Raw genomic sequence first — 12,056 nt, forward strand, 5'->3', positions numbered from 1 at the left:
AAAAATTAAAGCATTAATTAACTCAGAGATAATAAGTGCGGGAGAATTTTAAATCTCTCAAACTTTTAATCTTTTAATCAAAAATTAAATTATGTCATCAAATAAAAATAAAACAAGTCGTTTTAATAAAATAACCATCGGTTTAGCTTCACCGGAATCTATTTTACAGGATTCAAGAGGAGAAGTTTTAAAACCGGAAACTATAAATTACAGAACGCACAAACCTGAAAGAGATGGTTTGTTCTGTGAAAAAATCTTCGGTCCTATCAAAGATTACGAATGTGCTTGTGGTAAATACAAGAGAATTCGTTACAAAGGGATTGTTTGTGACCGTTGTGGTGTAGAGGTTACGGAGAAAAAAGTACGTAGAGAAAGAATCGGACACATCGGTTTGGTTGTTCCTATTGCGCACATTTGGTATTTCCGTTCTTTACCAAACAAAATCGGTTACCTTTTAGGTATTCCTTCTAAGAAATTAGATATGATCATCTATTACGAGAGATATGTTGTTATTCAGCAAGGTATCGCTAAGAAATTAGATGGTTCTGATTTTGACGATAAAGAATTCCTTACAGAAGAAGAATACCTTGATATCATGGATACGCTTCCTGTAGAAAATCAATATCTTGATGATGCAGATCCAAACAAATTCATCGCCAAAATGGGTGCTGAAGCTGTTGAAGAATTGCTGAAAAGAATTGATCTTGATGCATTGTCTTTCGACTTGAGACACAAAGCTCACAATGAAGGTTCTAAGCAAAGAAGAACTGAAGCTCTAAAAAGATTGAACGTTGTAGAAGCATTGAGAGGTGCTAATACAAGAATGATCAACAGACCGGAGTGGATGATTATGCGTGTGCTTCCTGTAATACCACCAGAATTAAGACCATTAGTTCCATTGGATGGAGGACGTTTCGCAACTTCTGACTTAAATGACCTTTATAGAAGAGTTATTATCAGAAACAACCGTTTGAAGAGATTATTGGAGATCAAAGCTCCGGAAGTAATCTTGAGAAACGAGAAGCGTATGCTTCAGGAATCAGTAGATTCATTATTCGATAATACAAGAAAATCTTCTGCAGTAAAATCTGAATCAAACAGACCATTGAAATCACTTTCAGATTCATTGAAAGGTAAGCAAGGTCGTTTCCGTCAGAACTTACTAGGGAAAAGGGTAGATTACTCTGCTCGTTCGGTAATTGTTGTAGGTCCAAACTTACAGCTTCACGAATGTGGTATTCCTAAGGATATGGCTGCGGAACTTTACAAACCGTTTATCATTAGAAAACTAATTGAAAGAGGGATTGTAAAAACGGTAAAATCTGCAAAAAGAATTATTGACAGAAAAGAACCGGTAGTATATGATATCTTAGAAGGTGTAATGAAAGGTCACCCTGTTTTACTAAACAGAGCACCTACTTTGCACAGACTGGGTATCCAGGCTTTCCAACCTAAGATGATCGAAGGTAAGGCAATCCAGCTACACCCGTTGGTAACAACAGCATTCAACGCCGATTTTGATGGTGACCAGATGGCGGTACACTTACCGTTGGGCCCTGAGGCGATTTTGGAAGCTCAGTTATTGATGTTAGGCTCTCAGAATATCCTGAACCCTGCAAACGGTTCTCCAATTACGGTACCATCTCAGGACATGGTTCTTGGTCTTTATTTCATGACCAAAGAATTGAGCTCTACAGATGATATGAAAGTATTGGGAGAAGGTCTTGCATTCTATTCTCCGGAAGAAGCGGAAATCGCTTATGCGGAAGGTAGAGTTTCATTGAACGCTAAAGTAAGATGTAGACTTCCTATCAAAGAAAACGGTGAAATCACTACGAAATTAACTGAAACTTCTGTTGGTAGAATCTTATTTAACCAAATCGTTCCTAAGCAGTCAGGATACATTAATGAACTTCTTACAAAGAAATCATTAAGAAATGTTATTGGTAAAGTACTTGCTGATACAGATTTCCCTACTACTGTGAAGTTCTTAGATGCAATGAAAGACTTAGGTTATTCAAATGCATTCAAAGGAGGTCTTTCATTCTCATTAGGTGACATCGTAGTTCCTGTTGAGAAAAAGAAAATGATCGCAACATCTATTGAAACTGTTGACGAAATCAGAGCCAACTATAACATGGGTCTTATTACAGATACAGAAAGATATAACCAGGTAATTGATGTTTGGACAAACACAAATGCTGGATTAACTGAAATGATCATGAGCAGAATGAAAGTTGACCAAGGTGGATTCAATTCTGTATACATGATGCTTGATTCTGGAGCGAGGGGTTCTAAGGAACAGATCCGTCAGTTATCAGGGATGAGAGGTTTGATGGCAAAACCGCAGAAAGCTGGTTCTACCGGTGCGGAAATTATCGAAAACCCGATTCTTGCAAACTTTAAGGAAGGTCTTTCGATCTTAGAATACTTTATCTCTACTCACGGTGCTCGTAAGGGTCTTGCGGATACCGCTCTTAAGACTGCCGATGCAGGTTACTTAACGAGAAGATTGGTAGACGTTGCACAGGATGTTATCGTTACAGAAACAGATTGTGGAACTTTAAGAGGTACAGAAGTTACTGCACTTAAGAAAAATGACGAGATTGTTGAAAAGATTTCTGAAAGAATCTTGGGTAGAGTTTCTTTACATAATATTTATGATCCTGAAACTGACGAAATCATCGCCGAAGCTGATCAGGTAATTACTGAGCAATTAGCTAAGAAAATTGAAGAAGTAGGATTAGAAGCTGTTGAAGTACGTTCTCCATTAACTTGTGAAACTAAAAAAGGTATCTGTGCTAAATGTTACGGTAGAAACTTAGCAACAGGTAAAATGATTCACATGGGTGAAGCAGTAGGTGTTATCGCTGCACAATCAATTGGTGAACCGGGAACTCAGCTTACGTTGAGAACTTTCCACCAAGGGGGTGTATCTACAAACGTTTCAGAAAACCCTTCTATCGTTGCAAGAAGAGATGGTATCGTAGAATTGGATGAGGTAAGAACAATTACTTCAGAAGACGAAAACGGTAATACTGCAGAAGTAGTAGTATCTCGTACAACAGAATTTAGATTGGTTGCTGATAACGAAGCTAGAACTCCGTTAATGGTTGCTAACGTACCTTATGGTGCAATATTATCTGTAAAATCAGGTGATAAAGTAAGCAAAGGTGACTTGATCTGTAAGTGGGATGCATATAACGCGGTAATCATTGCAGAAAATGCTGGTAAAGTAGAATACGAGGATATCATCCAAGGTATTTCATTCCAGTTGGAAATTGATGAAGCTACAGGATTTGAAGAAAAAGTAATCTCTGAATCTAGAAATAAAAAAGCCGTACCTACTTTGAAAGTGGTAGATTCTAAAGGAGTTGAACAGAAAGGTTACAACTTACCGGTAGGAGCCCACTTAATGGTAAACGATGGTGAAAAAATTAAGGCTGGTAAAATCTTAATTAAAATCCCGAGAAAAGCTGCAAAGACAGGGGATATCACCGGAGGTCTTCCAAGAGTTACCGAATTATTCGAAGCAAGAAACCCATCTAATCCAGCTGTAGTTACAGAAATTGATGGTGTAGTTTCTTACGGAAAAATCAAAAGAGGTAACAGAGAACTTATCGTTGAAGCTAAAACTGGAGAGAGAAAAATTTATTTAGTTAAATTATCAAACCAAATCTTAGTACAGGAGAATGACTTCGTAAGAGCTGGTTCGCCACTTTCTGACGGTTCAGTTACTCCAGACGATATCTTGAAAATCAAAGGACCAACTGCGGTTCAGGAATATTTAGTAAATGAAATTCAGGAAGTTTACCGTCTACAAGGGGTAAAAATCGACGATAAGCACTTCGAAATCATCGTAAGACAGATGATGACTAAAGTATCGATCGTTGATGGAGGTGATACTCAGTTCCTTGAAGCTGCTCTTGAGCACAAATACGATTTCTTAATTGAAAACAACAGAGTATTTGGTCTTAAAGTAGTTACAGATGCTGGAGATTCTAAAGCTTTCCAACCAGGACAGATGATTACTACAAAAGAATTGAGAGACGAAAACTCTAAATTGAAGCGTGAAGATCAGGCTTTAGTTGAAGTAAGAGATGCTTTACCTGCAACAGCAACGCCTGTATTGCAAGGTATTACAAGAGCGGCTCTACAGACTAAGTCATTCATGTCTGCAGCATCGTTCCAGGAAACTACGAAAGTTCTAAACGAAGCAGCAGTAGCTGGTAAAGTAGACAGCTTGAATGGTCTTAAAGAAAATGTTATTGTAGGACACAGAATTCCTGCAGGTACAGGTCTTAAAGAGTATCAGAATGTAATCGTAGGTTCTAGAAAAGAATTCGAAGACCTTAACTAAAATTAATGAATTGAAATTTGAGATTTGAATTTATTTTTATATTTTCACAATCTCAAATTTTAATTTTTAAAAATATAATTTATACAAATGGACAATCAAAATCAAAACAACGATCCAAACAACATCAACATCCAACTAAACGAAATGGTAGCTTCAGGGGTTTATTGTAACCTAGCTTTAGTAAACCATTCTCCTTCTGAGTTTGTTGTAGATTTCATCCAACTTATGCCGGGTGTACAACAAGCAAACGTAAGATCAAGAGTAATCTTGGCTCCTCTTCACGCTAAGAGAGTTCTTACTGCTCTTCAGCAAAACATCACAAACTACGAACAACAATTTGGTGAAATCAAAGAAGTTGAGCCTTTCGTATTGGGTGGTAACAACGTAAACGCATAAGATTTTCTTATCATAAATAAGGATGCCTCAGTTTTTACTGAGGCATTTTTTTTTCGTGACCTTATTACTTTAATCTTATTATTATCAGCTGATTATATTTAAATTAATAAATTTTAAACAAAAAATGTAATACGGATTATTCAATTGTATATCTTTGTTTTTGGATATGATTCAACGAAATGGTAAATAATCAGTTTATTTTAAATAAATTTGGCTCTCTTGGTAGTGATTTTTTAATTGAGCTTCAAAAACACGCTATAATTTCTGAGGTTAAAGCAAAAACTGAAATTGTAAGAGAAGGGCAGAAGAATAAATTTGTCCCATTTTTAATAAAAGGTTCTGTAAAAGTTTATTCTTTAAACGATGGCAGAGAACTTATTTATTATTACATAAGACCAAGTGACAGTTGTCTGATGACATTTTCGTCAATTTTTTCAGATTATATCAGTAGAATTTATGCGGTTGCAGAAGAAGATTCTGAAGTATTGCTAATTCCGGTTTCTGTCATTCATGAATGGCTGATAAAATTCCCGCAAATCAACAGACTTTTTTATGGCGAATACGAAAAACGATTCGTCGATGTCATGAATATGGTGAATGATGCAGTCTTTCATAAATTAGATAAAAGGGTTTTAAATTACATCAAACAACAGATTTCTATTACCGGAAACAATCCTGTAAGACTTACTCATAAAGAAATTGCCAACAATTTGGGAACTTCAAGAGAAGTTGTAAGCAGAGTTTTGAAAAAAGTAGAGAATGAGGGCGAAATTATTCAGACTAAAGAAGGAATAAAAATCCCTGTAAATGAAAATGTTAGAGTAGACTAATAAATATTATTCAATATTTTTAACATTCCGATTGATAAAAACAATTCACTCGGTGACTTTTATCACCAAATTTTAGAATCAGAAGTCTATAAGTTTGTCATACGAATTTTAAACAATTATGTGTATGACAAAAACTTTCCTTTTTTTGTCAATGTTTGCTTCAGGTTTTGCCTTTTCTCAGGAAGACCTTTTGAAAGATATTGACACCATTCAAACAAAAAACACCGAAATTTCACCGCCAGCTTTTAAAGCACTTCAGATTGTCACGGGTCAGTCAACAAAACTTACTGCAAAAAACGAATGGTACATTGTTGTAGCACACCGTTTTGGAGATGTAAGCAAAGGATTCAAAGATTTCTTCGGACTAGATGATGCTTCCACAAAGTTGGGTGTGATTTATGGCGTAACAGACGGACTTTCATTAAGTCTTTCCAGAGAAACTAATCAGAAGACTTTTGAGGGAGGCGCAAAGTACAAATTAGTTAAGCAAAGCGAAAATTTTCCGGTTGATGTTGTCGGGTATAATGTGATGGCTGTAAATACAGACCTCAGCAAAGACAATTATCCGGGGCTTAAATTCGGAGATCGACTTTCGTATCTTACTCAGGCTTTAATTTCGAGAAGATTTAATGAAAATTTCTCTTTACAGTTGACGCCTTCTTATGTTCACAAAAACTTATATGAACCGATGATTGAAAATGAAAATCAGTTTTTGACAGGTTTGGGCGGCCGTTATAAAATTTCAAAAAGAATTTCTATTAATGCCGAATATTTTGTGAATTTCGACAATCACAGTTTCTACAAAAATCCTTTATCAATCGGGATGGATTTAGAAACCGGGGGACACGTGTTCCAGCTTTTATTTAGCAATTCCCAATTAAATTCAGACATTGGTTATCTCACAAATGCTTCCGGAAAATGGGAGAAAGGGCAGATTTTCTTTGGGTTTAATCTTTATAGAGTTTTTTAATTATGAAAAAATTAATGTACATCATTTCATCGGCAGTTGTATTGGTTGCTTGTGAAAGCAGAACCTATGAAGAAATCTCAGATAAAACTCCGGTAGCAGAGTTGGTAACTTATAATAAAGATGTGAAACCAATAATTGATGCAAATTGTATCAGCTGTCATTCAGCGGGAGGTTCAGCTTCGTTTCAACCTTGGAATAATTATTCTCAGGTTAAAAATAATATTGACAATATCATCAACCGAATCAGCAGGCCAACCGGAGATCCTCTGAAAATGCCTCAAGGCGGAAGTTTATCACCTTCTCAAATCACAATTATCACAAAATGGAAAGCCGATGGACTTTCTGAAAATTAAAAGAATTAATATGAAAAATCTTGTATTATTAATCGTCACCTTAGGTTTTGTAAACATGGTTTCGGCTCAGAAATATTCTACTAAAACGGGTAAAGTAACGTTTGAAGCGTCGGTGCCTTTATTTGAAGATGTTTTTGCTCAGGATGACGGCAATGTTGCCATTATTAATGCGGATAACGGAGATTTTGCCTCTGTTTCGGTAGTTAAAAACTTTCATTTTAAAGTAAAATTAATGGAAGAGCATTTTAATGAAAATTATGCTGAAACTGCAAAGTATCCTAAGACCACTTTTAAAGGTAAGATTGTAAATTTTGATAAAGCGAAACTTACGGCTTCACCTCAAAAGTATTCAGTTCAGGGAACTTTAAATTTTCACGGAGTAGACAAAGCGGTCAATTCTACAGCCACAATCTATACTAAAGACGGGAAAATTTATATGCAGGGAACTTTTGTAGCAAGACCGGCAGATTTTAAAGTTACTATTCCTAAAATGGTAATGAAAAAAGTCGCTGAAAATGTAAATGTTGAGTACAATTATATACTTTCGAAATAATGAAATTGCTATGATTTTCAGATTTAAATACTGAAGAAGAAGCGATAACCAATTATAAATAAAACAATAAATATCTACTTACACATGAAAAAGATATTTTTTATTCTAAATCTTATTCTGGGTTTTACAATAATGTCGGCTCAGGAAAAGGCAAAATCTATTTTTGATATTGCAAGAAGCGGAACTGTAGCTGAAGTAAAAGAACTGATGAAACAGAACCCGGATATTATTAACCAAACCAATGAAAGTGGTTTTACGCCATTAATTTTAGCTTGTTACAGAAGTAATATGGAAGTGGCTAAATTTCTAATCGACAATGTAAAAGATGTGAATTATAAAAGTAGCGAAGGAACTGCTCTTGCAGGTCTTGCCGTGAAATATAACAGAGATTTGGTAGAACAGTTATTAAATAAAAAAGCCAATCCGAATATCGTAGATTCTACAGGTTCAACACCTTTGTTTTGGGCGGTAAAATTCGGAAATACAGAATTGGTAGAATTATTATTGGCACATAAAGCCGATAAATCAATTAAAGATTCACAGGGAATGACTCCTTTTGAATACGCTTTACAGACAAACAATAAAGACATTATCAACTTATTAAAAAATTAAAATGAAAAAAGTTTTATTAGCTTTAAGCGTGGTATTTGCAAATTTTGCAATGGCACAGTTTACAACAGGCACAGTGAATCTCGGATCTACCGGAATGACTGTAAAATTAGATACTTCTGCAACTTTAGCAACCTTAACTCTTACCGGTGCAGATACTTCTTATTTAGGAATCGGATTTGGTGGAACAGGTTCTTCAGGAGGAATGGGAAGCGGTGTAGATGGATTTATTTATAATTCACTTTCTACAACCAATACAAATTTAGATTATACTTTTGCAGGAGTAGGTTCTACACCAAATGCAGATACAACACAGGATTGGACGATTACTTCTAATACTGTTGCTTCCGGAACGAGAACAATTGTTGCTACAAGATCTCTTGCAGGCGGAAGTGGAGATACAGCTTTTACAAATACCAATAGTACGGTGAATATTTTCTTTGCAAAAGGACCAAATACAACTTTAGCAGGTAATTATCACGGAGGAAGTAATCGTGGTTATGCAATTTTAACGAGGTCAGCTTTGTTGGGAACATCAGACTTAGCAATGGAAAATAAGAAAGTTTCTTTATATCCAAATCCTGCAAAAGAAACGGTTAGTTTTAAAAATGCAGATAAAATTAAATCTGTTGATATTTATGAATCTACAGGAAGAAAAGTGAAATCAGTAAAAATGGAAGGAGAAAACATCAGTGTTTCTGACTTAAAATCCGGAAATTATTATTTTGAAATTACTTTGAAAGACGGTTCTACAGCTTATCAGCAATTGATTAAAGAATAAGTTTGAATAGAAATTATATCCAAGCTATCAAAATCCTGAAAATCGTAAGGTTTTCGGGATTTTTTTTAATTATTCAGATATTATTTTAAAAGTATTTGAATAACTTTATAAACATTTTCCAATACGAAACCTGCAAGATAGAAATGATATCAAAGTATAAGCATTATGATAATTGACCATAAAAAATACGACTTATTTGGAAAGCCTTTATTGCATAAATTGGTTTTAAAATCACCATTTAAATTTGATTTTCATATTACAGATAATGCCTGTTTTTTATATATGTTAGAAGGTGAAATGCAATACAGACTAGACGACGAAAAAATAAATCTTCCCGGAAAACATTCGTTATTCCAAAATTGTATAAACTCCGATAAGCAAATAAGTAATGAAAATTTAGAAAGCAAGAATGAAATTGTAATTATTAATTTTCATCCTGATATACTCAAGAAAATTTATGATAAAGAATTGCCTTTATTGCTTAAATCACAAAAAAATATAGTTTCGAATAAATCAATTGAAAAGATTAACAACGATTTTTTAATTCAAAAATATATTGAAGGACTGCTGTTTTATTTTGAAAATCCCTCTTTGGTCAATGAAGATATTTTAGTTTTAAAATTGAAGGAAATTATACTTTTACTTTCGCAGACAAGCAATGTGGAAGCTATACAAGTTATATTATCACAGCTTTTTTCGCCGACTACTTATACTTTTAAACAAATTATTGAAGCTCATTTGTTTTCCCAGTTAACGATTGAAGAACTTGCGCAGCATAATAATCTTAGTGTCTCTTCTTTCAAACGAGAATTTGCAAAGCTGTACAACGATACTCCCGCGAATTATATGAAGACCAAAAAGCTTGAAAAAGCTGCCGAATTACTTTCGGTTTCTGATGAACGTATCTCTGAAATTGCCTTTGAATGCGGATTCAATGATCTCGCCAATTTCACCAGAAGTTTCACCGAAAAATATAATATTTCGCCCACAAAATACCGTTTGAACCAAAATGATAAATAATTGAGCTGATTTGCAAAGTCCTTTTTTTGAATCTGTTGCAATTTTGTAGTGTTAATCATAACAAGCAATTTTAAAACAAAAAAATATTAAAATGGGACTATCAAATTTGGGAATTTTCCACACCATTATCGGCGTTGTTGCCATTCTATCGGCTTTAATATCATTTATCAGATACGGTAAAATTAATTTGAAGCATATTACGGGTAAGCTATATTTTTATTTTACCATCATTACTTCGCTTACGGCTTTAGGGATTTCTAAACATGGTGGTTTTAATGCAGGACATGTACTTTCATTAATCATTTTAATCCTTGTAACGGCTGCATTTTTCCTTCACACCAAAAAAGAAGGAAATAATAAGGCTCGCTATTTTGAAAATTTTCTCATGGCTTTCAGTTTTCTTTTGTCAATGCTTCCTACCGTCAATGAAACGCTTACAAGAGTTCCGATTGGGCACCCTTTAGCAAAAGATATTAATGATCCTCTGATTGGTAAGACCTTGCTCATTATTTTTATACTTTTTATTGCAGGTTCTGTTTATCAGATTATTAAGCAAAGAAAAATTAATAAATTAGAAACAAATTCAGTTGAATTTTAATAAGTGAAAAGTGTTCATAAAACGAATGAACACTTTTTTATTAAATCAGGAGGAAATTTTAAAATGCTTGAAAATCAGAAATGATATTTAAAATTATTTTAATCCATAAAACTTTTCTTTCATAAAAACGGAAAGTAACTTTGTTGAAAATTTTAAATAATGCTGCGAAGATTTCCGTTATTGCTCTTGATTTTTTCTTTGACTACCATTTTTGCTCAAACTACTAAGATTGATACCGCACAAATTATCATACCCAATCGATTTAATGATGCAGAAGCAATGCAGAAACCTTATGTGATAATGATTTCCACAGATGGTTTCAGATATGATTATGCTAAAAAATACAACGCTGAAAATCTTTTGAAATATTCAAGTCATGGAGTTCAGGCAAAAGAGATGATTCCAAGTTATCCGAGTATTACATTTCCTAATCATTGGACTTTAGTTACAGGTTTATATCCTTCTCACCATGGTTTAATTGATAATTTTTTCTACGATTATAAATTGAAAAAAAATTACGCCATGAACAAAAAGGAAATCGTGGAAGATGGAACTTGGTATGGTGGAACTCCGCTTTGGGCTTTAGCTGAAAAACAAAATATAATCAGTGCTTCTTTGCAATGGGTGGGTTCCGGAAGCGATGCAGGTGGGAAAAGACCCACTTATTATTATCCTTATCATGAAAAATTTTCTCCTTCTGAGAAAGTTAATAAAGTGATTAATTGGTTAAAACTTCCTGAAAATAAAAGACCACATTTTATTTCACTGTACTTTCCTGAAGTTGACGGAAGCGGTCATCATTTCGGACCGGATACAAAAGAAACTGAAAAAGCTGTTCATCTGGTTGATAACGCAATCGGTGAATTGGTTCAGAAAGTAAATGATTTAGGTTTGAAAAATGTCAATTTCATCTTTGTTTCAGATCACGGAATGATAAAAGTGGATGGTGGAAATCCTCTTGATTTCCCTGAAATCCTTTTAGACAAAAATAGATTTGATCTTTATAATTCTCAGACATTATTAAGAGTTTATGTGAAAAATTCTGATGAGGTTAAAAAAGTTTATAAAGAATTAAAAGCCAATAAAACCGATGATTATGAAGTCTATCTAGATAAGAAGCTTCCAAAATATCTTCACTTTGGAACTAAAGACGATAAATATAACAGAATCGGGCAAATTTTATTAATTCCAAAAGCTCCAAAAATATTTTTAGAAAAAGGAGGAAAAACTTCCATTGGAAAACATGGTTATAATCCGAGAATCGTGCCCGAAATGAAAGCTACATTTTTAGCTTGGGGATCGGAATTTAAAGATAATTTGGTGATTGATGAGTTTGAAAATATCAATGTTTATCCTATGGTTGCTGAAATTTTAGGTTTAAAGATCACAGAGCCTATTGACGGAAAATTAAAGGTTTTGAAAAAAACATTAAAGAAATAATTTAAAGAGTCACAAAGTGACGACTTACTGAAGAATAGGATAATCCTATCAACAAAATTGATATGTCAGTAAACAGTTTCGGGGGGGCGGGGGGGGGGGGGGGGTGTGGTTTTGTGTTTTAATTTTTTTTTTTTATTTATTTTTTT

11 protein-coding genes are annotated in these 12,056 nt (G+C 34.1%); all 11 read left to right on the plus strand.

The window, feature by feature from the left end:
• Positions 1-91: 91 nt before the first annotated feature.
• Positions 92-4,360, plus strand: coding sequence for a DNA-directed RNA polymerase subunit beta' (gene rpoC / locus OF897_RS18520; RefSeq protein WP_267267156.1), 4,269 nt, complete (start codon positions 92-94; stop codon positions 4,358-4,360).
• A gap of 87 nt (positions 4,361-4,447) precedes the next feature.
• Positions 4,448-4,756 (plus strand): DUF3467 domain-containing protein, encoded by a 309-nt coding sequence (locus tag OF897_RS18525; protein ID WP_027388013.1) that lies wholly within the window; start codon positions 4,448-4,450, stop codon positions 4,754-4,756.
• Positions 4,757-4,935: 179 nt separating this feature from the next.
• Positions 4,936-5,586, plus strand: a complete 651-nt coding sequence (locus OF897_RS18530) for a Crp/Fnr family transcriptional regulator (RefSeq protein ID WP_267267157.1) — start codon at positions 4,936-4,938, stop codon at positions 5,584-5,586.
• Between the two features lie 124 nt (positions 5,587-5,710).
• On the plus strand, positions 5,711-6,556 hold the full coding sequence (locus tag OF897_RS18535) for a DUF5777 family beta-barrel protein (RefSeq protein ID WP_267267158.1): 846 nt from the start codon (positions 5,711-5,713) through the stop codon (positions 6,554-6,556).
• A 2-nt stretch (positions 6,557-6,558) separates the two neighbouring features.
• Positions 6,559-6,909, plus strand: coding sequence for a hypothetical protein (locus tag OF897_RS18540; protein WP_267267159.1), 351 nt, complete (start codon positions 6,559-6,561; stop codon positions 6,907-6,909).
• A 10-nt stretch (positions 6,910-6,919) separates the two neighbouring features.
• On the plus strand, positions 6,920-7,462 hold the full coding sequence (locus OF897_RS18545) for a YceI family protein (protein ID WP_267267160.1): 543 nt from the start codon (positions 6,920-6,922) through the stop codon (positions 7,460-7,462).
• Between the two features lie 84 nt (positions 7,463-7,546).
• Positions 7,547-8,074, plus strand: a complete 528-nt coding sequence (locus OF897_RS18550; RefSeq protein ID WP_267267161.1) for an ankyrin repeat domain-containing protein — start codon at positions 7,547-7,549, stop codon at positions 8,072-8,074.
• A 1-nt stretch (position 8,075) separates the two neighbouring features.
• A complete protein-coding gene (locus tag OF897_RS18555) occupies positions 8,076-8,852 on the plus strand; it encodes a T9SS type A sorting domain-containing protein (RefSeq protein WP_267267162.1) in 777 nt (258 codons plus the stop codon).
• A gap of 165 nt (positions 8,853-9,017) precedes the next feature.
• Positions 9,018-9,872 (plus strand): helix-turn-helix domain-containing protein, encoded by an 855-nt coding sequence (locus OF897_RS18560; RefSeq protein WP_267267163.1) that lies wholly within the window; start codon positions 9,018-9,020, stop codon positions 9,870-9,872.
• A 91-nt stretch (positions 9,873-9,963) separates the two neighbouring features.
• A complete protein-coding gene (locus tag OF897_RS18565; RefSeq protein ID WP_267267164.1) occupies positions 9,964-10,470 on the plus strand; it encodes a hypothetical protein in 507 nt (168 codons plus the stop codon).
• A gap of 159 nt (positions 10,471-10,629) precedes the next feature.
• Complete coding sequence (locus tag OF897_RS18570) at positions 10,630-11,910, plus strand: alkaline phosphatase family protein (RefSeq protein WP_267267165.1); 1,281 nt, start codon at positions 10,630-10,632, stop codon at positions 11,908-11,910.
• Positions 11,911-12,056 lie beyond the last annotated feature (146 nt).

The organism is Chryseobacterium formosum, assembly GCF_026460885.1.
GTDB classification, from domain to species: domain Bacteria; phylum Bacteroidota; class Bacteroidia; order Flavobacteriales; family Weeksellaceae; genus Chryseobacterium; species Chryseobacterium formosus.